Consider the following 24,706-nt stretch of genomic DNA (forward strand, 5'->3'; position numbering starts at 1 on the left):
AAACCGCGATGACACTCAGCAAAGGACGACGCATCCTGGTCGTGCGCAACGACAAGCTCGGCGACTTCATGCTCGCCTGGCCGGCCCTGGCGTGCCTCAAGCGCGCCCACCCCGGCAACCGGATCAGCGTGCTCGTGCCGGCCTACACCGCCCCCCTGGCCGAGTGCTGCCCGTGGATCGACGAGGTGATCCTCGACCCCGGCGCCGAGGGCACGAAAGCCGCGCAACGGGCACTGCTCGAGCGCCTGCGCACGGGACGCTTCGATGCCCTGCTGACGCTGTTCTCGACGCCACGCGTCGGCTGGCTGGGCTGGCGCGCGCGCATTCCGCTGCGCCTGGCGCCGGCCACCAAGTGGGCCCAGGTCTTCTACAATCGGCGCGTCGTCCAGCGGCGCTCGCGCTCGGCGCGGCCGGAGTACCGCTACAACCTCGAGCTCGCCGAGTCGCTGCTGGCGGCGATGCATCAGTCGCCGCCCCGGGTGGAACCGCCCTATTGGCCGCTGGCCGCCGAGACCCGCCGGCAAGAGCGACGCGGGCTGGCCGAGGAACTGAATCTGGACCCGGCCTGCCGCTGGGCCTTCGTGCACCCGGGCAGCGGCGGTTCGGCGGTCAACCTGTCGCTGGATCAGTATGCCGATCTGGTGACGGCAATCGCCGAATCATCGGACCTCGAATCGAAGTGGGTACTCACTTTCGGCCCACGGGAGCGGGACGCGGCCCAGCATCTGGCCGATCGCCTCCACGCGCGAGACATTCCTGCCGTGCTGCTGCCGCCCCGCGCGGGACTCACCGCCTTCGCCCGCAGCCTGGCGGCCGCCGACCTGCTGATCGCCGGTTCCACCGGCCCGCTGCACGTCGCCGGCTGCCTCGATGTCCCCACGGTAGGCTTCTACCCCGCCAAGCGCTCGGCCACGCCACTACGCTGGCAGACCTGCAATCGCGAGACACACCGCCTGGCCTTCAGCCCACCGCCCGGTCGCGACAGCGAGACCGACATGACCCGTATCGACATCCCCGCCGCCGCCGCCCGAATTGCCGAGTGGTGGCCGACCCTTCCCGTCGCCGGTGACGCGACATCCTCGCCCGGAGCCGTCTGATGCCTGCGATCACCGGTATCGTCATCACCCTCAATGAAGCGGACAACATCGTCGACTGTATCCGCTCGCTCAGGCGCGTCTGCAACGAGGTGATCGTCGTCGACTCGCTCAGCGAGGACGACACCGTCGCCCTGGCCGAGGCGGAGGGGGCCCGGGTCATCCCGCAGGCCTATCTCGGCGATGGCCCGCAGAAGGCGCATGGCGTGCCGTTCGCCGGCAACGACTGGATACTCGCCCTGGACGCCGATGAACGTCTCGACGAGGACGCCATCGCCCTGATCGAGCGGCTGACACTCGACGACCCACAGACGGCCTACGCCTTTCGCCGCAAGAATTACGTGGGCCGCCACTGGATCCGCGCGGCCGGTTTCTACCCGGATGCCGTGACCCGGCTCTACAACCGCACCACCGCCGGTTATCTGCCCAAGAAGGCGCACTCCTCGGTGCAGGCGCCACGGGTCGAACGGACGCCGGCGCATATTCGTCACTTCACCTACGCGAGCCTGTCGCACTGGATGCAGCGTATCGACCAGTTGTCGACCCGCGATGCCTGGGCGATGAAGGAGCGCGGCGTCGCGCCTTCATCGCTACGCCCCACGCTGCATGCCCTGAGCGCCACGCTACGCAAGCTGCTGTTCAAGGGCGGACTGTTCCAGGGCGCCGATGGCATGACCGTGGCACTGACCACGGCGTTTCATGCCTACATGAAGTACGCCAAGCTCAACGAGCTCTACGAGAACGAGGCCGCCCGCACCGAGGAAACATGACAGAATCGTGATCGATTTATGACAGCGCTGTGATGGGCTTGTTAATCTGGCCAACATTGCCTGAAAGGATTCTCGCAGATGTCGATTCGACTCCCCGCCTGGCGCTGGTGGGCCCTGGCCTATCTGGGCCTGTGTGTCGGTTACACGACCACCACGGCGTTTTCCCTGCCCCACGTCTGGTCGCTGCCGGTCATCGCCGGCTGGCTGGCCCTGGCCTGGCTGTTTCGCTGGGGGGCGCCGCGCCACGCACGACGCTCGCCGAAGGCCTGGCCCTGGTCGCTGCTGCCGCTGGCCCTGTGGTGGATCTATCTCTACCTGGCCGACACCTTCGGCAAGGTCGACATCGGCGCGGTGGTCTTCCACCTGCAGGCCGGCATCGGCGAGAACGGCAGCGGCGAGCGTATCGTCGCCGGGGCGCTCTACACGCTCGCCGGCCTGGTCATGCTCGCGGTCTTCACCTGGCTGGTGCGTGCCGATCACCGCTGGCGCCTGCTCGAACGCCCGCTGGTGCTCTTCCTGCTGGCCTTCAACCCGCTGCTGTTCGGCATCACCCAGCGGGGCGCGGCGATCGTCGCCGAGGACGGCGCCTGGCTGGAGCGCCGCTACGTCCCCCCCGAGATCACGGCGACACCCACCGATCCGCCCAACCTGATCTACCTCTATCTGGAAAGTACCGAGGGCACCTATGCGGACACCGCGCGATTCGGCGATGCCTACGCGGACCTGAAGGCCCTGGGACGACGCGGTGTGGTGTTCCACGGCGTCCGCCAGCTCGACAATACCGGCTGGACGGTGGCCGGGATGATCTCCAGCCAGTGCGGCATCCCGCTGATACCGGCCGGCCTGATGGACGACAACCAGCTCGAGCCGCTCGAGCGTGTCGTGCCCGGCGTCGACTGCCTCGGCGACCTGCTGTCCGCCCAGGGTTATCAACTGGCCTTCATGGGCGGCGCGAGCAACGAATTCGCCGGCAAGGGGCTGTTCTACCGCCAGCACGGTTTCGATGAGGTGCTGGGCCGCGAGGCCCTGCGCCCGCGCCTCGACGACCCGAACTACCTCAACAGCTGGGGGCTCTACGACGACTCGCTGTTCGAGATGGCCGTGGACAAGGTCCGCCGCTTGCAGGCACGACCAGGCCCGTTCGGCCTGTTCACCATCACCCTGGCCGGGCACCCGCCCTACGGGCACCCCGCCCAGGCCTGTCTCGACAATCAGGGGCCCTTCGACGGCGAGGACATCCTCTACTCGGTGAAGTGCACCGGCTGGCTGGCGCGACGCTTCATCGACCGGCTCGACCGCGAAGGCCTGCTCGACAATACCCTGGTGGTGGTGGCCAGCGATCACCTGTCGATGAAGAACTCCGCCTGGCAGTCGTTGATCGCCGGCCCCCGGGAAAACACCCTGATGCTGCTGGGTAACGGCCTGTCGCCGCGAACCGTACACCGCGAAGCGTCGATGGTGGATGTGCTCCCCACCCTGCTCGAGGCCATGGGCTACGGCATCCCCGCGCACCGTGCCGGTCTCGGTGCCTCGCTGCTGTCGCCGGCCCGGACGCTGGTCGAACGTCACGGCGTCGAGGCTCTCAACGCCCGCCTTCACGAGGAGCGGGCGCTGCAGCAGCGATTGTGGTCGAACGGGGCGTCACCCTAGGGAAACGCTGCATAAATGCCTGCGCGAGCGAATCGCTTCGTTGCGTGGTACTCGAAAACTCGCCTAACTTCATGTTATGTCTCGTTTTCTGCGTTCCATGCGCCTCGCGCTTCATCACGCTCGTCGATTTATTCAGCATTTCCCTAGCTCAGGGTATGACGTGGCTCGGGCCAGGCGACCTCGCCCAGGTCGGGCGCCGGATCGAGCGGCCCGGGCCGCCACTCCGGCGTGCAGCCGGGTAGCGCCTCGGCGAGCCGCTCCAGCGCCTGGCTGCCCCGCGCTCCCGCGACGACCGCGTCCCACCACTGGCGGTGAACGCTTTTCACCTGGACCGGGATCGACGGCAGACCCAGGCGCTGTGCCATCGCCAGGCGATGCAAGCCGCGGTTGATCTTCAACAGCCGGCCTTCGCGGGTGACCGCCACGCCGAGGACGTCCTTGCCCCGCGTAGCGTCGAAGCCGCGCAGGGTCATGTCATCGAGGAAGCTCAGGTAGACCCGCAGGTAGGTCAGGATCCGTTCGTCCGAGTCGAGCAGAATGCCCTGTTGGTACGATGACCAGGGGCGGCCGCTCTCCAGCCGGGCGTGCAACTGGCGAAAGCGTTCGGTAAGGCGCAGATCGTGACGATGCGCGTCGATGTCGCTGATGAACCGGTAGCGCGAGCTGTGACGCAGGTCGCCCCGGCGCAGATCCCAGTCGCCGTCCCAGACGAAGGCCGATGACGAGGGCCGATGGCGGCCGGTGCCCCGCCAGTCGACGCTGCGGACCAGCTCACGCGGGTCGACGTGCACGACGAGCCGCTCGCCCAGCCGCGATTCGAGGGAACGCCGCGGCAGACCCAGGCCTTCCAGCCGATCCCCCCCGGGCAGATGCCGTTCCCAGAGATGCCACCAGAACTCCTCGATGGGGATGCCGACACGGCGCTGGAAACCGTCGCGCAGGGCGGCCTGCCAGCGGGCACGCCGGACCGGCCAGCGCATCCGCGCATCGAGCAGTGGCGCGAAGGCCCTGTCTCCGCTCGGTGGAAGGGGGAGCGAGGGCGTTTCGATCCCCCGGTGGAGGAAGAAAGACATGCGTGTGACCCGGATTCCGAAGCCAATTATAGAACGGCGTTTTGATAGCAGTATAAACCAAGCCACCAAAAATTAACAGGCTAACAAAAATGCCCGATCCGGTGCCTGCCGAGCGGCCAACGTCCGGGTAACGGTGAAGGCGCTGTCGCGCCTGCGCGCCTCAATCGCGGGTCTCGATGGCCCGCAGCAAGTGATCGGGCAGGATATGGTGCAGGCAATGGGTGTGACCCAGGGGGCAGACCCGCTGGAAACAGGGCGAGCAATCCAGGGCCAGGTCGTGAATGGCGGCGTTGGCGGTGAGCGGCGGCGTGTAGGCAGGCGACGACGAGCCGTAGATCGCCTGGATCCGGGTGCCGACGGCGGCGGCGACGTGCATCAGTCCGGAGTCGTTGGTCACGACCTGCTCGCAGGCGGCCAGCAGGTCCACGGCGTCGGCGAGCTGGGTGCGCCCGCACAGATTGACGACGTGATCGAGACCGCCGGCGATCACCTCGCCGTCCTCGGCGTCCTTGGGCCCGCCCAGCACCCAGACCCGATAGCCGTGTCGACCCAGCGTCTCGGCCAGTTCACGAAAGTGCGTCAACGGCCACTGCTTGGCGGGACCGTATTCGGCCCCCGGCATCATGCCGATCACCGGACGATCGCTCTCCAGCGCCAGACACTCCCGCAGCCGCTGCTGATTCGCGGGGTCGGTTCGCAACTGCGGTGCGGGAATCGCGAACTCGCCCTCCGCCTCGCCGGCATCGAGCCCCAGCGACACGAAACGCTTGACGGTCTGATCGAGCCGCGCCTTGTCGAGGCGACGCCGTTCGGTGAGCAGTACCACGCGCTGCTCGCCGGTGAAGCCGACCCGCTCGGGGATACGTGCCAGGAACGGCACCAGCGCCGACTTCCAGGAGCGCGGCAGGACGATCGCCCGCTCGAAGCGCCCCTTGAGCGACCGCGCCACGTCCCGGCGCGTCCGCCAGCTGAACTCGCCGTGACCGACATCGAGGGCGATCGCCTCGTCGACCTCGGGCATGCGCTCGAGTATCGGCAAGGACCAGCCCGGGGCCAGTACGCCGAGCCGGGCGCCGGGGTGACGCTGCTTGAGCGTGATGAACAGGCTCTGCGCCATGACCATGTCGCCGACCCAGGACGGGCCGACGACCAGCAGGCGCGGCGCGGGCGTCGCGTCAGCCATTCAACCAGTCCAGGTAGGCGCGAACCCCTTCGCGAACCGTCTTGAACTCGGCCTTATAGCCGGCCTCGCGCAGCCGGGTGATATCGGCGCGCGTATAGCTCTGGTAGCGCCCCTTGAGCCCCTCGGGAAAGTCGATGTACTCGATCTCACCCTTGTCGTAGTAGTCAATCACCGTCTCGGCGATCGCCTTGAACGGCTCGGCGCGGCCGGTTCCCAGATTGAAGATGCCGGAGACCTCGGGGTTGTCGAGGAACCACAGGTTCACGTCGACCACGTCGCCCACATAGACGAAGTCGCGACTCTGCATGCCCGCATCAAAGCCATCCCAGGCCCCGAACAGCTTGGGGTTCTCGCCTGCCTGCACCTGGGTGTGGTGATGGAAGGCCACGCTGGCCATCTTGCCCTTGTGCTGCTCGCGGGGCCCGTAGACATTGAAGTAGCGAAAGCCCACCACCTGACTGGTGAAGTCATCCCAGCGGGCCCGCACGTACTGGTCGAAGAGCAGCTTGGAGTAACCATAGACGTTGAGCGGTTTCTCGTGCTCCGGTGCCTCGACGAACACCTCGCTGCCCCCGTAGGTCGCCGCCGAGGACGCGTAGAGGAAGGGGATCCGCTTGTGCTGGCAGTAGTGCAGCAGCACCTTGGAGTACTCGAAATTGTTGTCGAGCATGAACTGGCCGTCCCACTCGGTGGTGTCCGAGCAGGCGCCCTCGTGGAAGATCGCCTCGATCGGCGGCAGGCCGGCGCTCTCGCCGCGCAGCTCGGCCTTCACGCGCTCGAGGAAGTCGTCCTTGTCCAGGTAGTCGCCCAGCGTGCAGTCGACCAGATTGACGAACTTGGTGCCGTCCGTCAGGTCGTCGACCACCAGCACGTCGTCGTGGCCGCGCGCGTTGAGCGCCTTCACCAGATTGGCGCCGATGAACCCGGCGCCGCCCGTCACTACGATCATCTCGCGAATCCTCCGTGGATGAGCATTCCGCGCCGCCCGAGGGCAATTCGGCACGGTGCCTATAACCGATTAACCGCTAATTGTATACTTGGCGGTTCGTGAATTCATGGGCCAACGGTGACCCGCCAATGACACAGTCGATACCAGACGTGACTACCTTTCAGGGCCTGATCCTGGCTCTGCAGCAATACTGGGCCGAACAGGGCTGCGTGATCATGCAGCCGCTGGACATGGAAGTGGGGGCCGGTACCTTCCATCCCGCCACCTTCCTGCGCTCGATCGGCCCCGAGACCTGGAATGCCGCCTACGTGCAACCCTCGCGCCGTCCCACCGACGGCCGCTACGGCGAGAACCCCAATCGCCTGCAGCACTACTATCAGTTCCAGGTCGTCATGAAGCCGTCGCCGGCCGACCTGCAGGCTCTCTATCTCGGCTCGCTCGAGCGTCTGGGCATCGACCCGCTGGTTCACGACATCCGTTTCGTCGAGGACAACTGGGAATCCCCCACCCTCGGCGCCTGGGGCCTGGGCTGGGAAGTGTGGCTCAACGGCATGGAGGTGACCCAGTTCACCTACTTCCAGCAGGCCGGCGGCATCGAGTGCTACCCGGTCACCGGCGAACTGACCTATGGCCTGGAACGCATCGCCATGTACCTGCAGGACGTCGACAGCGTCTACGACCTGGTCTGGACGCTCGCGCCCGATGGCTCGCGGGTGACCTACGGCGACGTCTACCTGCAGAACGAGAAGGAGCAGTCGGCCTACAACTTCGAGCACGCCGACGTCCCGGCGCTGTTCGGCGCCTTCGATCACCTCGAGGGCGAGTGCGGCAAGCTGCTCGAGGCCGGCCTGCCACTGCCCGCCTACGAGATGGTGCTCAAGGCCTCGCATACCTTCAACCTGCTCGACGCCCGTCACGCCATCTCGGTCACCGAGCGTCAGCGCTATATCCTGCGCGTGCGCACCATGGCCCGTGACGTCGCCCACGCCTATTACGAATCACGCAAGGCTGCCGGCTTCCCCATGGCGCCGGATGCCCTGCGTCGCGAACTGCTGGAAGAACAGGGAGACGCTTGAGCATGGCATCCAACACCCTATTGATCGAACTGGGCGTCGAGGAACTGCCGCCGGGCGCCATCGACGCGCTATCCGACGCCCTGGCCGACGGCATCGCCGACGGGCTGCGTGACGCGGAAGTCACCTTCGGCGAGGTCCTCGCCTTCGCCACGCCACGGCGTCTGGCGGTGCAGATTCGCGAACTGGCCGACAAGCAGCCCGACCGCGAGATCGAGCGCCGCGGCCCGGCCCTGGCGGCCGCCTTCAAGGAGGGCCAGCCGACCAAGGCCGCCGAGGGCTTCGCCCGCTCCTGTGGCGTCGGCGTCGATGAACTGATCCACCTGGAGACCGACAAGGGCACCTGGCTGGGCTACCGCTACGAGCAGCCCGGAGAGGCGGTCACCGCCCTGCTGCCCGAGATCCTGGGCAAGGCCGTCGCCGCCCTGCCGGTGCCCAAGAACATGCGCTGGGGCGCCTCGCGGATCGAGTTCTCGCGCCCCGTCCACTGGCTGGTGGCGCTCTACGGCAGCGACGTGGTCGAGGCCGAGGTGCTGGGCCTTGCGGCGGGCCGCGAGACCCGCGGCCATCGTTTCCATGCCCCCGAGGCCCTGCCTCTGGGCCACGCCGACGATTACCTGGCCGTCCTCGAGGAGGCCTATGTACTGGCCGATCGCCGGGTGCGTCGCGAGCGGATCCGCGAACAGGTGCTCGCCGAGGCCGAGGTCCAGGAGGCCACCGCGGTCATCGACCCGGCGCTGCTCGACGAAGTCAGCGGCCTGGTCGAATGGCCGGTGGCGCTCACCGGCAGCTTCGACGAACGTTTCCTCGACGTGCCCGCCGAGTGCCTGATCTCGTCGATGAAGGCCAACCAGAAGTACTTCCACCTGCTCGACGCCGCCGGCCAGCTCAAGCCGCTGTTCATCACCATCTCGAACATCGACAGCCGCGATCCGCAGCAGGTCATCGAAGGCAACGAGAAGGTCATTCGTCCACGCCTCGCGGATGCCGCCTTCTTCTACGAGACCGACCTCAAGCACAGCCTGGCTTCACGGCGGGAGGGCCTGGCCAGCGTCGTCTTTCAGCAGCAACTGGGCACCCTGGCCGACAAGGCCGAACGCAGCGAGGCCGTGGCACGCTACATCGCCGAGCGCATCGAGGGCGATGTCGAGCATGCCGGACGCGCGGCCCAGCTGGCCAAGTGCGACCTGGTCAGCGAGATGGTCCTGGAGTTTCCCGAACTGCAGGGCACCATGGGCTGCTACTACGCGCGCCACGATGGCGAAGCCGAGGACGTCGCCCAGGCCCTGCACGAGCAGTACCTGCCGCGCTTCGCCGGCGATGCCATCCCGCGCACCAAGGCCGGGCTGGCCCTGGCCCTGGCCGACCGTCTGGACACCCTGACCGGCATCTTCGGTATCGGCCAACGGCCCACCGGCGCCAAGGACCCCTTCGCCCTGCGCCGTGCCGCCATCGGCGTGCTCAACATCCTGATCAAGGCCGAGCTGGATCTCGATCTTCGCGAACTGCTCGATGTGGCGGCCAGCCAGCACCGCAACCTGCCCAGGGCCGAGGGTCTGGTCGACGAGGTCCTCGAGTACATGCTCGACCGCTTCCGTGCCTGGACCCAGGACGAAGGCATTCCCGTCGAGGTCTATCTGGCGGTGCGCTCGCGGCCGGTGACCCGTCCGCTGGACTTCGCCCGGCGCATTCATGCCGTGCACGCCTTCAGCCATCGTGAGGAAGCCGCCGCCCTGGCCGCGGCCAACAAGCGTGTCTCCAATATCCTCGGCAAGCAGGGGGACGAGGTTGCCGAATCGGTCGCCACCGACCTGCTCGAACAGCAGGCCGAACGCGCCCTGGCCGAGGCACTGGCGACGCGCCGCCGTGAGGTCGCCCCGCTGTTCGCCGAGGCCCGTTACAGCGAGGCCCTCGACGCCCTGGCCGCCTTGCGCGCCCCGGTCGATACCTTCTTCGACGAGGTGATGGTCATGGCCGACGATCAAGCCGTGCGCCGCAACCGTCTGGCGCTGTTGGCCGACCTGCAGAGCCTGTTTCTCGAGGTCGCGGATATCGCCGAACTCCCCCAGTAACCCGGCTTGCACGTCGTCGAACCGGAGCCCTGGCGGCTCCGGTTTTTTGTGTCGCAGGGCACGGTGTTTCACGTGAAACGCCGCGGGCGGCGGTCGATGCGCCAGGGTTTCTTTCCGGCCTTCGGAAACACTCTCCATGGGCGGCTCCGCTCCCCCCTCTTCCCTCTTCCCTCTTCCCAACGTTGTTTCACGTGAAACACGACCCTAGACTGTGGTTCTCGAACCAACAGGATCCCGCCGCATGAACCCGAAACTCGTCATCCTCGATCGCGACGGGGTCATCAATCGCGACTCCGACGCCTACGTCAAGTCGCTGGAGGAATTCCAGCCCTACCCCCGGGCGATCGAGGCGATCGCCCGGCTCTGCCGACATGGCTGGCGTGTCGCCGTGGCCACCAATCAGTCGGGTATCGCCCGTGGCTATTTCGACCGCGCCACCCTCGAGGCCATGCACCGTCGGCTGAATGCCATCGTCCAGGCGGCCGGCGGACACATCGAGCATATCGCCGTCTGCCCGCATGGCCCGGATGACGGTTGCGCGTGTCGCAAGCCGTTGCCCGGCCTGCTCACGGAGATCCGCCATTCGCTCGACCTCCCCTCGCTGGCGGGGAGCTGGATGGTCGGTGACAGCCTGCGCGATATCGAGGCCGGCCGCGCGGCGGGCTGTCGCGTCGCGCTGGTGCGCAGCGGCAAGGGCACGAGGACCCTCGAGAAGCATGCCGAGGTGCTCGCCGACGTGCCTGTTCACGATGACCTCGCGGCTTTCGTCGAGGCCCTCCTGAACAGCGACTCTCCTCTGGCCCGCTGATCCGGAGCGCTCATGGACCATCGCCAGTTGACTTTCCTGGTCGCGCTCGCCCGGGAACGCCATTTTGGCCGCGCGGCCAAGGCCTGCCACGTCACGCAACCGACCCTATCGGCCCGCCTGCAGCAGCTCGAGGAAGAGCTGGGCACGTCGCTGATTCGCCGCAGCCGTCGCTTCGAAGGACTGACGCCCGAGGGTCAACGCGTGCTCGCCCATGCCCACCGTATTCTCGATGAATTCGACGCCCTGCGCGCCGATGTCGGCCCCGACACCGCCCCGAGCGGCTGCCTGAGTCTGGGCGTGATTCCCTCGGCGCTGCATGCCCTCGATACCCATCTGCCGGCGCTGCGCAACACCTTTCCCCGGTTGCGCCTGCGTATCCGCGAACTGGCCACGTCGGCCCTCGCCCAGGGGCTCGAGGACGGTTCGCTGGATCTGGTGATGGGCTATACCGACGCACCGGCCATGGCCGGCTATGCGTACCGCGAACTCTACCGCGAGCGGCCCGCACTGATCGCCTCGCCAGCTCATTTCTCGCTTCCCGAGACGCCACGCTGGCAAGCCCTCGACCAGTGGCCACTATGCCTGCTGACGCCGGAAATGGAACACCGCAAGCGACTCGAAACCCGCCTGGCCGGCCACGGCCTCTCGGTGGCCCCGGTCGTCGAGACCAATTCAATCACTACGCTGGAGGTCATGCTGCGCAGCGGGGTCGGTGTGAGTGTGCTGCCGGCACATTTCGGCGAGCACTTCACCAACGGCTCCCCACTGGATGTCCGCCTCCTGCCGGGCGACGGGGACCGTATCGGCCTGCTGTGGCACGCCACCCGCTCGCCCAGTCGGCGGCTGCAGGCAGCGTTGTCGCTGTGGCAGTCCGCCGCCGACCTCACTTGATCGGCGTCGTCTATCGGCTCATCCGGCAGAACAATTGGCCGCCGCCACAACATCGCCGTAAGCTAATGGATTGATTCGACTCCGGAGCTTGCCCATGAGCGACTCGTCCCTGCCGACCGACGACCCCCTCCCCCTGGCCGACCCTCGAAAGACTCGCCACCCGCGCATCGCCCCCTACCCCGGCCCTGCGGGCGGCTGGGGGGCGCTGAAGAGCGTCGGCCGCCATCTGTTGCACAACCAGTCGCCGCTCAAGGGCAGTCGCTCCCTGCTGGCCACCAACCAGCCTGAAGGGTTCGACTGCCCGGGCTGCGCCTGGGGCGATCCCGAGCACGAATCCTCCTTCGAATTCTGCGAGAACGGCGTCAAGGCGGTCTCCTGGGAAACCACGGCCAAACGGGTCACCCGGCGGTTCTTCGCTCAGCACACCGTCAGCGAGATGCGCGGTTGGGATGACTTCCGGCTCGAGGATCAGGGTCGGCTCACCGAACCGATGCGCTACGACGCGGCCAGCGACCGCTACCAACCCATCGATTGGGAGGACGCCTTCGCCCTGATCGCCGATCATCTCGCCGCCATCGACCCCGACCGCGCACTGTTCTATACCTCCGGTCGAGCCAGCAACGAGGCGGCCTACCTCTACCAGCTGTTTGCCCGGGTCTATGGCACCAACAACCTGCCGGACTGCTCCAACATGTGCCACGAGGCCAGCGGCCTGGGCATGACGGCCAGCCTCGGTGTCGGCAAGGGCACGGTGACCCTGGAAGACTTCGAACATGCCGATGCCATTCTTGTCTTCGGCCAGAATCCCGGCACCAATCATCCTCGCATGCTCGGCGATCTGCGCCGCGCCGCCGAGCGGGGCGCGGCGATCCTCACCTTCAACCCACTGCGCGAGCGGGGGCTGGAGCGCTTCGCCGATCCACAGAACGCGCTCGAGATGCTCAGCGGCGGCAGCCATCGCATCAGCTCGCACTACTTCCAGCCCAAGCTGGGTGGTGACATGGCTGCGGTGCGCGGCATCGCCAAGGCGCTGTTCACGATGATCGACGACGGCGACTACACACCGGACCGGGCTTTCCTCGACACCCTGACCGAAGGCCTGGATGCCTGGCGGGCCCGGGTGGAAGCCACCGACTGGGCGCACATCGAGGCCCAGTCCGGGCTGAGCCGTGACGAACTCGCTCGGGCCGCGACGGTCTATGCCCACTCACGCCGGGTCATCGCCACCTGGGCGATGGGCATCACCCAGCACGTGCATTCGGTCGACACCGTACGCGAGATCGTCAATCTGCTGTTGCTGGGCGGTCACGTGGGCCGCGAAGGTGCCGGCTTGTGCCCGGTTCGCGGTCACTCCAACGTTCAGGGCAACCGCACCGTCGGCATCGACGAGAAGGCCCCCGGCTGGCTGATCGACGCCCTCGAGGCCCGCTACGGCCGGCCCCTGCCGCGCCGCCCGGGACACAATACGGTGTCGGCGATCGCCGCCCTGGAGCGTGGCGACTCGGACGTGTTCGTCGCCCTGGGCGGCAATTTCGCCCGGGCGACGCCGGATACCCCGCGAACCGAGGCAGCACTGGGCCGGACGCGTCTCAACGTACAGATCAGCACCAAACTCAACCGCAGTCATTTGATGATCGGCGAGGACGCGCTGATCCTGCCCTGCCTGGGGCGCAGCGAACACGACCACCAGGGGCCGGACGGCGAGATCCAGGCGATCAGCGTCGAGGACTCCATGTCGATGGTGCATGCCAGCCGCGGTCGCGTGGCACCGGCCTCGCCGGCACTGCGCTCGGAACCGGCGATCGTCGCGGGTATTGCCGAGGCGACCCTCGCCCGCACGCCCTCGCGTGAGACGGCGGCCGGACAGCCTCTCGACTGGCAGAACTGGGTCAGCGACTACGACCGCATTCGTGCGGAGATCGAAGCCGTGATCCCCGGGTTCGAGGCCTTTAATGCCCGCCTGCGCCAACCCCGCGGTTTCGCCCTCGACAACCCGGCCCGGCAGCGGCGCTTTCCCACGCCATCGGGCAAGGCGATGTTCTCGCGTGCCGAGCTGCCCGAGGCGGTGATGCACCAGCGGCTGCATGAACGTCGCGACGCGGGCTGGCTGACGCTGCAGACCCTGCGCAGTCACGACCAGTACAACACCACGATCTACGGTTATGACGACCGCTATCGAGGCGTTCACGGCCAACGTCGCGTGCTGTTCATCAACGCCGGAGACCTCGCACGGCTGGGATTGCGTGACGGGGACTGGGTCGACCTGGTGGGTGAGCCACACCAGGATCGCGAGCGCCGAGCGGCGGCTTTCCGCCTCGTCAGCTACGCCATCCCGGCCGGTTGCTGTGCGGCCTACTACCCGGAAACCAATCCGCTGGTGCCGCTGGAAAGCGTGGGCATCGGGACCGACACACCGACCTCCAAGGCGGTGGCGATCCGGCTCGAGCGCAGTCGTCGCCTCGCCTGAGGCGACAATGTAGAGACCGCCCTGCATGAAGACGCCCCGGCCGACGAGCGTCGACCGGGGCGTTTTCCGGGGTCAGCATGTTTCACGTGAAACACACCACCACCCTCTTGTCATCAACCGCCGGATCAGATGTCGAGGTTGGCCACCAGGGCATTCTGCTCGATGAAATCGCGGCGCGGCTCGACCTCATCGCCCATCAGGGTGTTGAACATCATGTCCGCGGCCACGGCGTCTTCGATCGATACGCGCAGCATGCGCCGCGACTCGGGGTCCATGGTGGTTTCCCACAACTGATCGGGGTTCATCTCGCCCAGCCCCTTGTAGCGCTGGATGGAGAAACCTCGCTGAGCCTCGCTCATCAGCCAGTCGAGCGCCTCGTAGAAACTGGCCACCGGCTTGCTGCGCTCGCCGCGGGCCACGTAGGCGCCCTCGCCCAGCAGGTCGTTGAGGGTCTCGCCCAATGCGGCCAACTTGCGATAGTCGGCACTGCGGAAGAAGTCCGCCCCCCAGATGTAGTCGGTGGTCACGCCATGTGCCGTCAGCGAGACGCCGGGCAGGAAAAGCCCTCGCTCATCGTCCTCCTGCAACTGGAAGACGTAGCGCGGCCCGCCTTCATAGGCAACCAGGGCGTCCATCTCCTTCTGCAGAAACTCGATCCAGTTCTGCATGGTGACCCGATCGCGCAGGCTTTCCTCGCCGTCGAGCGTCGCGGCGTGAACGATCTTGCGCAGCACCTCGCTGGGATAGACCCGCGAGAGGCGATCGATGCGCTTCATGACGTCGCGATACTGGGTGACCAGCGCCTCGAGCTGCTCGCCGCCGATGCCGGGAGCATCCGGGTTGACGTGCAGCCGCGCGCCATCCATCGCCGTGGTCGTCAGATAGTCGAGCAGCGCCTGCTCGTCCTTGAGATACATCTCCTGCTTGCCACGCTTGATCTTGTACAACGGCGGCTGGGCGATGAAGACGTGGCCGCGCTCGATCAACTCGGGCATCTGCCGGAAGAAGAAGGTCAGCAGCAGCGTGCGGATATGCGACCCGTCGACATCGGCGTCGGTCATGATGATGATCGAGTGATAGCGCAGCTTGTCCGGGTTGAACTCCTCGCGCCCGATGCCGCAGCCCAGCGCGGTGATCAGGGTGCCCACCTCGGCCGAGGAGAGCATCTTGTCGAAGCGCGCCTTCTCGACGTTGAGGATCTTGCCCTTGAGCGGCAGGATCGCCTGGGTACGGCGATCGCGGCCCTGCTTGGCGCTACCGCCGGCGGAGTCACCCTCGACCAAGTAGAGTTCGGACAGGCTGGGGTCCTTCTCCTGGCAATCGGCCAGCTTGCCGGGCAGGCCGGCGATATCCAGCGCGCCCTTGCGCCGGGTCATGTCGCGCGCCTTGCGTGCCGCCTCGCGGGCCCGCGCGGCGTCGATCATCTTGTTGACGATCGACTTGGCCTCGCCCGGGTGCTCGATCAGATAATCGGAGAAGTGCCGGCTCAATTCCTGGTCGACCGCGGTCTTGACCTCCGAGGAGACCAGCTTGTCCTTGGTCTGGGAGGAGAACTTGGGATCGGGCACCTTGACCGAGATGATCGCGGTGAGACCTTCGCGGGCGTCGTCACCGGAGGTGGCCACCTTGGCCTTCTTCTGAATGTCCTCGGCCTCGATATAGCTGTTGAGGCTACGTGTCAGCGCCGCGCGAAACCCCGCCATGTGGGTGCCGCCATCGCGCTGCGGGATGTTGTTGGTGTAGCAGAAGACGTTCTCGGCAAAGGTGTCGTTCCACTGCATCGCCACCTCGACGGTGATGCCGTCGGGGCGCTGGGCCTCGAAATGGAACACCGGGTTGAGCGTGCTCTTGTTGGTGTTCAGGTGATTGACGAAGGCCTTGAGGCCACCCTCGTAATGGAACAGCTCTTCCTTGCCGCTGCGCTCGTCGGTGAGGCGAATCGCCACCCCGGAGTTGAGAAAGGACAGTTCGCGCAGCCGCTTGGCGAGAATGTCGTAGTGGAATTCGATGTTGGCGAACGTCTGCGGCGAGGGGCGGAAGTGCACCCGCGTGCCGCTCTGCTCCGTCTGTCCGACCACCGACAGCGGCGCCTGTGGCACGCCATGCTGATAGATCTGCTCGTAGACGTCACCGGCGCGCCACACGGTCAGCTTGAGCTCCTCGGACAGGGCGTTGACCACGGACACCCCGACGCCGTGCAGACCGCCGGAGACCTTGTAGGAGTTGTCATCGAACTTGCCGCCGGCATGCAGCACGGTCATGATCACCTCGGCCGCCGACACGCCCTCGCCGCTGTGGATATCGGTGGGGATGCCACGCCCGTTGTCGCTGACCGTTACCGACTCGTCGGGATGGATGATCACACGGATCTCGCTGCAGTAACCCGCCAGCGCCTCGTCGATGGAGTTGTCCACCAGCTCGAAGACCATGTGGTGCAGGCCGGTACCGTCGTCGGTATCACCGATGTACATGCCGGGCCGTTTGCGCACGGCATCCAGCCCCTTGAGGACCTTGATGCTCGATGAGTCGTAAGCCTGTTCGCTCATTGACTACTCCGTCGTGAAGTCATTCGTTCCGTGTGCCTCCAGCCGGCCCTGTTTCACGTGAAACATCGCAACGGCCGTCTCCGGTTGCCACATGCCCGCCAATGCCTCGGGGTCGACACTGGTGATGAATACCTGACACTGCATACGTTCCAGCCAGTGGCAGAAGGTACGCCGATGGGCGGTGTCGAGCTCCGCAGCGAGATCGTCGATCAAGTAGAGACACTTGCGTCCGGTACTGGCCTCGAGCAGGCGCCCCTGGGCCAGCTTCATCGCGCTGACCACGAGCTTCTGCTGCCCCCGGGAGAGCACCTCGACCGCCGGCCGACGCTCGACACGAATGCGCAGATCGGCGCGCTGCGGTCCCTGCTGGGTAAAGCCCATCTGATGGTCCGTCGCCCGGCCCTGCTCGAGCACGTCGGCCAGCTCACGTCGTCGATCCCAGCCGCGGTAATAGCGCAACTCGAGCCCCGGCATCGGCAGCAACTCGGCCAACGTCTCGTCGAACACGGGGAGGAAGGCCGTCATGTATTCGCTGCGCAGGGCGTCGAGTCGGTCGCTCCAGTGCACCAGTTCACGTTCCCAGACGGCGATCGACTGGGCATCCATTCTATCACGCCTGAGCAGGGCGTTCCGATGTTTCAACGCGCGTCGAACCCGCTTCCAGACCTCGAAGAAGTCGTGTTTCACGTGAAACACACCCCAGTCGAGAAACTCGCGCCGCGACGCCGGCGACCCTTCGAGAAGGCGGAAGGCATCGGGGTTGATCAACTGCAGCGGCAGCGCTTCGACGAGCTGGGCGATGCGCGATACGCGTTCGCCGGCCATGCGCATTTCCAGCTCGCTCTCGCTGCGGTGGCGGCGGACGCCGATGGGAATCGGGGGGTCGCCGCCGAGACGCCCGTGGACGGTCACGCTATCGCCCGCATGGGCGATGGCCTGCTTGACCTGCTGGGTCCGAAAGGAGCGTCCCATGCCGAGGATGTGGATCCCCTCGAGCAGACTGGTCTTGCCACTGCCGTTATCGCCGACGATCAGGTTGACGGCCGGCGACGGTCGCATCTCGAGCGGCGCGAGATTACGCAATCCCAGGAAGGAGAGACGGTCGAGAGGCATCGAGGCGGATCCGTGGAGCGCCCGGAGGCGCTCCGCAAGCGGTCGGTGGGATCAGAGACGCATGGGCATGACGACGTAGAGCGCGTCGCCACCGCCCGGTTCTTCCATGATCGCACTGCTGTTGGGGTCGGAGAGAATCATCTGCATGCGCTCGTTGTCGAGGGCATTGAGCACGTCGATCAGATAGCCGACGTTGAAGCCGATCTCCATGGCATCGCCGTCGTACTCGATCGCCACGTTCTCCTCGGCCTCTTCCTGCTCCGGGTTGTTGGCCAGCACGCGCAGGTTGCCGCTCTCCAGGTTGAGGCGCACGCCGCGATACTTCTCGTTGGAGAGGATCGAGGTCCGCGACAGGACCTGGCGCAACTCGGCGCGATCGGCGATGAAGGTCTTGTCGCCGCCTCGCGGGATGACCCGCTCGTAGTCGGGGAACTTGCCGTCGACCAGCTTGGAGGTAAAGGTGAATTCGCCGGTATGCGCGCGGATGTGATTGGCCCCCAGGGTCAGGCTGACCGGCTCGTCGCTGCCATCGAGCAACCGGGCCAGTTCCAGCACCCCCTTGCGCGGCACGATCAGCTTCTGGGAGGGCTCGACGTCGATCTCGGCGCTACGCGTGCACATCGCCAGACGGTGACCGTCGGTGGCGACCGTACGCACCAGGTGATGCCCGAACTCCAGCAGCATGCCATTGAGGTAATAGCGCACGTCCTGCTGGGCCATGGCGAAGCCCGTGGCGTCGATGAGGTGCTTGAGCGTCCCGCGCGGCAGGCTGAGCTCCTGGCTGACCTGGCCATCCTCGATATTGGGAAACTCGGCCACCGGCAGGGTGGAGAGCGTGAACCGCGAGCGACCGGCGCGCAGAATCGCCCTGCCCTCCTCCAGCGTGAAGGTGATCTCCGACTGATCGGGCAACGACTTGCAGATGTCCATCAGCTTGCGCGCCGGCACCGTTGCCGAGCCGGGCTCGTCGACCTGACTGGGCTCGGCCCGGCCGATCAGTTCCACTTCGAGATCCGTCCCGGTCAGGGCCAGGCGGGCATCCTGTACCTCGATCAGCACGTTGGAAAGGACCGGCAGCGTCTGGCGTCGTTCGACCACCCCCGCCACCAACGACAGCGGGCGCAGCAGGGCTTCACGGGAGATGGAAAATTTCATGGGGACTCCACTCTGTCCTGAATATCAAGGCGATGATGGGCGTCACGAGGGCCATCGGGATCCGTCAGCTGGTCAGTAGCCGCATCAGATTCTTGTAGTCCTCGCGAATGTCGGCGCTCTCTTCCTGAAGGGCCTGCACCTTGCGGCACGCGTGCAGTACGGTCGTATGGTCCCGGCCGCCGAACGCATCACCGATCTCCGGCAAGCTGTGATTCGTCAATTCCTTGGCCAGCGCCATGGCCACCTGACGTGGCCGGGCAACGGAGCGCGAACGACGCTTCGAGAGCAGGTCCGCCACCTTGATCTTGTAGTACTCGGCCACGGTGCGCTGGATATTGTCCACGCCGACCTGCTTGTCCTGCAAAGCCAGCAGGTCCTTGAGCGACTCGCGAATGAAGTCCTGGGTGATCGGCTTGCCCATGAAGTGCGAATCGGCGATCACCTTCTTCAACGCGCCTTCCAGCTCGCGAACGTTGGAGCGAATCTTCTGGGCGATGAAGAAGGCCGCGTCATGCGGCAGGTCCACCTTGGCCTGATCGGCCTTCTTCATCAGGATCGCCACCCGTGTCTCGAGCTCGGGTGGCTCGATCGCCACCGTCAGCCCCCAGCCGAAACGCGACTTGAGGCGCTCTTCCACCCCGCTGATCTCCTTCGGGTAGCGATCCGAGGTGAGAATCATCTGCTGGCCGCCCTCGAGCAGGGCGTTGAAGGTGTGGAAGAACTCCTCCTGGGAACGTTCCTTGCCGGCGAAGAACTGGATGTCATCGATCAGCAAGGCATCGACGCTGCGATAGAAACGCTTGAAATCATTGATGGCATTGAGTTGCAGCGCCTTGACCATGTCGGCGACGAAGCGCTCGGAGTGCAGGTAGACCACTCGCGCATTGTCGCGCTGCAGCGCCAGCTGATTGCCCACCGCATGCATCAGGTGGGTCTTGCCCAGACCCACGCCACCATACAGAAACAGCGGATTGTAGGCGCCCCCCGGATTCTCGGAGACCTGCCGGGATGCCGCCCGGGCCAGCTGGTTCGACTTGCCCTCGACGAAGGTGTCGAAGGTGAAGTTGGGATTGAGCCCGCTCTGGTGCTTGAGGCTGCCCTCGACCTGAACCTGGCGCTCCGCCGGCGGCGAGGCACGCCTGGCGGTCTCGTCACGCAGTTGCTCGATCTCCTGCTCGTCGGCGTAATCGCCTCGCGGCGGCGTCTGTACCGCCGGTGCAGGCGGCTGACGAAAGCGGCTCGCGGAAACCGGGTTGCCCAGCTCCCGCGGCTGCGGGCTGGGCGCGGCACGCCGACTGCCCACCGCCAGCGACACCTTGGGTGGCTTGGCGGGTGCCAGTTCCCGGAGCAGCTCGTTGATTCGCTTGAGGTACTTGTCGCTGACCCAGTCACGCACGAAGCGATTGGGTGCCAGCAGGCTGAGCTCGTTGGACGACGTATCCTCCGCCTGGAGCGGGCGGATCCAGGTATTGAACTGCTGTGAACTCAGTTCGTCCTGCAGGTAATCCAGACATTGTTGCCAAAGAGCGACCGACACGCGAGCGACCCATCCCAGTTTGCGAATGACCGGGCATTGTAGCGCCCCGAGGTCGAGTTATCCACACGAGCGGGGGTTGCCCGCATGCTGTGGAAAACTGACGTACAGGACGGTTGACGAATGGGGTACACAGCCTGAACAACCCGGACCCGGTGGACAACCGTCGCTTTCATCCACAGGCCCAACGCAGGCCGCCGACAGCTTCCGGGCATCTTGTCAACGCAGGTGTCAATAGACCAAGCATTTGATACGAAAGGGTAAAACCTGGTTATCCACAAAAAGTATCCCCAATAGTAATAACAACATCATTCAAAATGAAAAGTTATTGTAGTGACTGCCTGCCAGGATGAATCTTCCCGCCACGGGCACCGGCGAAGTCGCGAGACACACGGCCCCGCAACCGCTGATGGCCGAGCGTCGAAAACCGGGTGTGGATAATCGCGCGCAAAAATTGCACGCGGCCCGCGAATTCACTAGAATTCCCGGCCTTGAGCCGAATCCGCCCAGCGTTCCCTTCGCGGGGCCCGGCACCTGGCAATCCAATCCATCACGTGGGAAACCGCCGTTATGAAACGCACTTTTCAACCCAGCGTTCTGAAGCGCAAGCGTGTGCACGGCTTCCGTGCTCGCATGGCTACCAAGAATGGTCGTCAGATCCTGGCGCGCCGTCGTGCCAAGGGCCGCAAGCGTCTGAGCGCTTGATCGGCCCCGAATGTCCTGTCAGGGCTTTCCCCGGCAATTGCGTCTGCTGAACGCCGGGGACTATCGCTACGTTTTCGATCACGCCACGTACAAGGTCCATGCCAGAGGGATCCTGGCCCTGGCCAGATCCAACGCGCTGGGCCATCCTCGCGTCGGGCTGGTCGTGAGCAAGAAGAATGTTCGTCGTGCCGTCGATCGCAACCGTTTGAAGCGTCTGGTGCGTGAATCCATCCGTCTTCGGCAGCATCGTCTGCCCGACGTGGATATCGTGGTCCTCGCCCGCCGTGGCGTCAGCGACCTGGATAACCCCACGTTGCATCGTCAGCTGCACGGCTTGTGGCGACGCCTGGAAAAGGAGGTTCGCAAGCATTCGGCCGTTGCCTCATCCTCCTGACCGGCACTGCTTGGCGTCGCACGTCACCAGAATGATCCAACATCCCATCGGGCAGATCCCTAATGGACGTAAAACGACTGCTACTCGTGATCCCGCTCGCGGTTCTCGCCTACCTGCTGGTCATCCAGTGGAACCAGGACTACGGCCAGAGTCCCGTCGAGACCCAGGCACCGTCCTTCAGCGACAGCGCCACCCCTGACGCGAGTGACCAGAGCAACGACGACGAACAGGGCCTGGCGGCCCCGTCGAACCAGGCCAAGCCGGCGACCGACGGCACCAGCCCGGCCATGGCCGACGAGGCCGCGACCGACAATCGGCGCAGCCTGATCAAGGTCAGTACCGATGTGCTCGATGTGCGTATCGACCCCCGTGGCGGCGACATCGTCTATGCGGCCCTGCCCCAGCACAAGATGAGCCGCGATGCCGACCGGCCCTTCGTGCTGCTCTCGGATGGCAAGACCCGTAGTTACGTCGCCAAGTCCGGGCTCCAGCTCGAGGGTCACAAGGGACGGATCGTCTTCGATCCCGACAAGACCCGCTATACCCTCGCCAAGGGCCAGGAATCGCTGACCGTCGACCTGCACGCCACCGTCAACGGTGTCGACGTCATCAAGCGCCTGGTCTTCGATCGCAACAGCTATGCCGTCAAGGTCAGCTACCACCTGGACAACCAGGGCAAGACCCCGGTCACCGCCCGCTTCATCGGCCAACTGGCCCGCGACAACAGCCCCGATCCTTCCACCGGGGGTGGCGTGGGCATGAGCTCGTATCTGGGTGCTGCCTACTCCTCGCCCGACAACCATTACGAGAAGGTCGACTTCGAGACGATCCAGAACGGCCAGTTCAACAACCGCGACGTCCAGGGCGGCTGGGCCGCGATCATCCAGCACTACTTCACCTCGGCCTGGGTCCCGGAACAGAATCAGCAGAACCTCTACTACGCGACCACCGATTCCCGGGATCGCAACGTGGTGGCCTTCGCCGGCCCCACCGAGACCGTCGCCCCCGGCAGCGAAACGACGCTCGACGCCACCCTCTACATGGGGCCCAAGGTCCAGGAGCGTCTGGCCGCGGTGGCGCCCAACCTCGAGCTCACCGTCGATTTCGGTTGGCTGTGGTTCCTCGCCAATCCGCTGTTCTGGCTGCTCGACAAGATCCACAGCGTGATCGGCAACTGGGGCTGGTCGATCGTACTGCTGACGATCACCGTCAAGATCATCCTCTTCCCGCTCTCGGCCAAGGCCTACAAGTCGATGGCCAAGATGCGCAAGCTCGGCCCCGAGATGCAGCGCATCAAGGAGCGCTTCGGCGACGACCGTCAGAAGATGTCGCAGGAGATGATGAAGTTCTACCAGAAGGAGAAGATCAATCCGCTGGGGGGCTGCCTGCCGATCGTCATTCAGATGCCGGTGTTCATCGCACTCTACTGGATGCTCAAGGAATCGGTGGAACTGCGTCACGCACCGTTCATGCTGTGGATCAACGACCTGTCGGTGAAGGATCCCTACTTCGTGCTGCCGATCCTCATGGGTCTCTCCATGTGGGTACAGCAGATGCTCAACCCGGCGCCGCCGGACCCCACCCAGGCGAAGATCATGAAGATGCTGCCGATCGTCTTCACCTTCTTCTTCCTGTGGTTCCCGGCCGGCCTGGTGATCTACTGGATCGTCAACAACAGCATCTCGATCCTTCAGCAGTGGATCATCACCCGCAAGATCGCCGGCGATCCTGCCCCCGCCAAGGGCAAGTAGTCCCCCGCCAACGATCTTCCCGGACCCCCGCCCTCGTGCGGGGGTCTGGCGTTTGAGAGCGGGATGACGACAATGACTTCATCCCCAGGAATTCGATGACAATGCTCGATCAGCCTCTTTACACCCAGGACACCATCGCCGCGCTGGCCACCCCACCGGGGCGTGGCGGGGTGGGCATCATTCGCGTCTCGGGGCCCGCCTGCCGGGCGATCGCCGAGAGCGTGCTGGGAACCTGCCCCGCCCCGCGCCATGCCGTCTACGGGCCCTTTCTCGGCGGCGACGGCCAGGCCATCGACGAGGGCATCGCCCTCTTCTTCCCCGGCCCGCACTCCTTCACCGGCGAGGATGTCCTCGAGCTGCAGGGCCATGGCGGTCCGGTCCTCATGGACATGCTGCTGGAGTGCTGCGTCACGCTGGGTGCCCGACTGGCCCGCCCCGGCGAGTTCTCCGAGCGCGCCTTTCTCAACGACAAGCTCGACCTGGCCCAGGCCGAGGCGATCGCCGATCTGATCGACGCCAGCTCCCGGGCCGCCGCGGAAAATGCCCTGCGCTCGCTGCAGGGGGCGTTCTCGGAGCGGGTGGCCGGCCTGGTCGAGCGCCTGATCGAACTGCGCATGTACGTCGAGGCAGCGATCGACTTCCCGGAGGAAGAGATCGATTTCCTCGCCGATGGCCATGTGGCATCGCTGCTCGCCGGCGTGCGGCACGAACTCGCCGAGGTGCGCCGCTCGGCGGGCCAGGGGGCGCTGATGCGCGAGGGCATGAGCGTGGTGATCGCGGGTCGCCCCAACGCCGGCAAGTCGAGCCTGCTCAACGCCCTGACGGCCCAGGAAACGGCCATCGTCACCGAGATCGCCGGGACCACCCGTGACGTGCTTCGCGAGCACATCCATCTCGACGGCATGCCGCTTCACGTGATCGATACGGCCGGCCTGCGGGACACCCCGGACGCGGTGGAGAAGATCGGTGTGGCCCGTGCCTGGGCGGAGATCGAGAAGGCCGACCGTGTCCTGCTGCTGGTCGATGCCACCACCACCGAAGCCACCGACCCGATGGCGATCTGGCCGGAATTCGTCTCGCGACTGCCCGATCCGTCGCGTCTGACCCTGGTGCGCAACAAGATCGACACCACCCGCGAAACCCCGCAAGGTGACTTATCCACAACCCCGCCGGTGGTCCGGCTCTCCGCCAGGACCGGCGAGGGTGTGGATAACCTGAAGGAACATCTCAAGGCGGTGATGGGCTACACGGCCACCACCGAGGGGCGCTTCTCGGCGCGGCGCCGCCACCTGGAAGCGATCGACCGGGCCGAGCAGGCACTCGCCAACGGCGAGGCCCAGCTCCAGGGTCACGGCGCCGGCGAATTGCTCGCCGAGGACCTGCGCGAGGCCCAGCAGGCCCTCGGCGAGATCACCGGCGAGTTCAGCGCCGACGATCTGCTGGGCAAGATCTTCGGCGAATTCTGCATCGGGAAATAG

At 65.8% G+C, this 24,706-nt stretch carries 19 protein-coding genes; 12 read left to right on the top strand and 7 right to left on the bottom strand.

All coding sequences use genetic code 11. From position 1 onward, the window contains the following. The first annotated feature begins 8 nt into the window (after positions 1-8). From KGR00_RS11930 to KGR00_RS11940, 3 genes are all read left to right on the top strand, one after another. A complete protein-coding gene (locus tag KGR00_RS11930) occupies positions 9-1,097 on the top strand; it encodes a glycosyltransferase family 9 protein (protein WP_224424429.1) in 1,089 nt (362 codons plus the stop codon). After that, the gene (locus tag KGR00_RS11935; RefSeq protein WP_224424430.1) at positions 1,097-1,864 is read left to right on the top strand and encodes a glycosyltransferase family 2 protein; all 768 of its coding nucleotides are present in this window, start codon (positions 1,097-1,099) and stop codon (positions 1,862-1,864) included. The genes KGR00_RS11930 and KGR00_RS11935 overlap by 1 nt, the downstream gene beginning before the upstream one ends. A gap of 78 nt (positions 1,865-1,942) precedes the next feature. Further along, positions 1,943-3,514 carry a sulfatase-like hydrolase/transferase gene (locus tag KGR00_RS11940; protein WP_224424431.1) on the top strand — a complete coding sequence of 524 codons (1,572 nt, stop codon included), beginning with the start codon at positions 1,943-1,945 and terminating at the stop codon, positions 3,512-3,514. Between the two features lie 143 nt (positions 3,515-3,657). On the opposite strand, the gene KGR00_RS11945 is transcribed toward KGR00_RS11940, so the two are convergent. The 3 genes from KGR00_RS11945 to rfaD all read right to left on the bottom strand — a co-directional run bounded on the left by KGR00_RS11945 (position 3,658) and on the right by rfaD (position 6,719). Further along, complete coding sequence (locus KGR00_RS11945; RefSeq protein ID WP_224424432.1) at positions 3,658-4,587, bottom strand: hypothetical protein; 930 nt, start codon at positions 4,585-4,587, stop codon at positions 3,658-3,660. A gap of 160 nt (positions 4,588-4,747) precedes the next feature. Continuing rightward, complete coding sequence (gene waaF / locus KGR00_RS11950; protein ID WP_224424433.1) at positions 4,748-5,770, bottom strand: lipopolysaccharide heptosyltransferase II; 1,023 nt, start codon at positions 5,768-5,770, stop codon at positions 4,748-4,750. Then, positions 5,763-6,719, bottom strand: coding sequence for an ADP-glyceromanno-heptose 6-epimerase (gene rfaD, locus KGR00_RS11955; protein WP_224424434.1), 957 nt, complete (start codon positions 6,717-6,719; stop codon positions 5,763-5,765). Before rfaD ends, waaF begins: the two co-directional genes overlap by 8 nt. Positions 6,720-6,847: 128 nt before the next feature. On the opposite strand from rfaD, the gene glyQ reads away from it, so the two are divergent. The 5 genes from glyQ to KGR00_RS11980 all read left to right on the top strand — a co-directional run bounded on the left by glyQ (position 6,848) and on the right by KGR00_RS11980 (position 14,030). Next, positions 6,848-7,795 carry a glycine--tRNA ligase subunit alpha gene (gene glyQ, locus KGR00_RS11960; protein WP_129139786.1) on the top strand — a complete coding sequence of 316 codons (948 nt, stop codon included), beginning with the start codon at positions 6,848-6,850 and terminating at the stop codon, positions 7,793-7,795. Between the two features lie 2 nt (positions 7,796-7,797). Continuing rightward, positions 7,798-9,864, top strand: coding sequence for a glycine--tRNA ligase subunit beta (gene glyS, locus KGR00_RS11965; protein ID WP_224424435.1), 2,067 nt, complete (start codon positions 7,798-7,800; stop codon positions 9,862-9,864). A 241-nt stretch (positions 9,865-10,105) separates the two neighbouring features. Next, positions 10,106-10,672, top strand: a complete 567-nt coding sequence (gene gmhB, locus KGR00_RS11970; protein WP_224418499.1) for a D-glycero-beta-D-manno-heptose 1,7-bisphosphate 7-phosphatase — start codon at positions 10,106-10,108, stop codon at positions 10,670-10,672. Between the two features lie 12 nt (positions 10,673-10,684). Continuing rightward, entirely contained in the window at positions 10,685-11,563 is an 879-nt protein-coding gene (locus tag KGR00_RS11975) for a LysR family transcriptional regulator (protein WP_224424436.1), read from the top strand. Positions 11,564-11,657: 94 nt separating this feature from the next. After that, a complete protein-coding gene (locus KGR00_RS11980) occupies positions 11,658-14,030 on the top strand; it encodes an FdhF/YdeP family oxidoreductase (RefSeq protein WP_224418497.1) in 2,373 nt (790 codons plus the stop codon). A gap of 125 nt (positions 14,031-14,155) precedes the next feature. Here the strand turns inward: KGR00_RS11980 and gyrB are convergent, their stop codons facing one another. From gyrB to dnaA, 4 genes are all read right to left on the bottom strand, one after another. Next, the gene (gene gyrB / locus KGR00_RS11985) at positions 14,156-16,576 is read right to left on the bottom strand and encodes a DNA topoisomerase (ATP-hydrolyzing) subunit B (protein WP_129139781.1); all 2,421 of its coding nucleotides are present in this window, start codon (positions 16,574-16,576) and stop codon (positions 14,156-14,158) included. Positions 16,577-16,579: 3 nt separating this feature from the next. Further along, positions 16,580-17,689 carry a DNA replication/repair protein RecF gene (gene recF, locus KGR00_RS11990; protein WP_224418496.1) on the bottom strand — a complete coding sequence of 370 codons (1,110 nt, stop codon included), beginning with the start codon at positions 17,687-17,689 and terminating at the stop codon, positions 16,580-16,582. Between the two features lie 51 nt (positions 17,690-17,740). Then, positions 17,741-18,844: a DNA polymerase III subunit beta gene (gene dnaN, locus KGR00_RS11995; protein WP_129139779.1), complete on the bottom strand. Its 1,104-nt coding sequence runs from the start codon at positions 18,842-18,844 to the stop codon at positions 17,741-17,743. Between the two features lie 64 nt (positions 18,845-18,908). Beyond that, on the bottom strand, positions 18,909-20,381 hold the full coding sequence (gene dnaA, locus KGR00_RS12000) for a chromosomal replication initiator protein DnaA (protein ID WP_129139778.1): 1,473 nt from the start codon (positions 20,379-20,381) through the stop codon (positions 18,909-18,911). Positions 20,382-20,948: 567 nt separating this feature from the next. Here dnaA and rpmH point away from each other — a divergent pair. The 4 genes from rpmH (at position 20,949) to mnmE (ending at position 24,706) form a co-directional block, all read left to right on the top strand. Next, on the top strand, positions 20,949-21,083 hold the full coding sequence (gene rpmH, locus KGR00_RS12005) for a 50S ribosomal protein L34 (RefSeq protein WP_129139777.1): 135 nt from the start codon (positions 20,949-20,951) through the stop codon (positions 21,081-21,083). Between the two features lie 10 nt (positions 21,084-21,093). Continuing rightward, complete coding sequence (gene rnpA / locus KGR00_RS12010; RefSeq protein ID WP_129139776.1) at positions 21,094-21,477, top strand: ribonuclease P protein component; 384 nt, start codon at positions 21,094-21,096, stop codon at positions 21,475-21,477. Between the two features lie 62 nt (positions 21,478-21,539). Beyond that, complete coding sequence (gene yidC / locus KGR00_RS12015; protein WP_129139775.1) at positions 21,540-23,228, top strand: membrane protein insertase YidC; 1,689 nt, start codon at positions 21,540-21,542, stop codon at positions 23,226-23,228. A 101-nt stretch (positions 23,229-23,329) separates the two neighbouring features. Further along, a complete protein-coding gene (gene mnmE / locus KGR00_RS12020; RefSeq protein ID WP_224419842.1) occupies positions 23,330-24,706 on the top strand; it encodes a tRNA uridine-5-carboxymethylaminomethyl(34) synthesis GTPase MnmE in 1,377 nt (458 codons plus the stop codon).

Source organism: Modicisalibacter sp. MOD 31.J, assembly GCF_020147985.1.
Taxonomy (GTDB): Bacteria; Pseudomonadota; Gammaproteobacteria; order Pseudomonadales; family Halomonadaceae; genus Modicisalibacter; species Modicisalibacter coralii.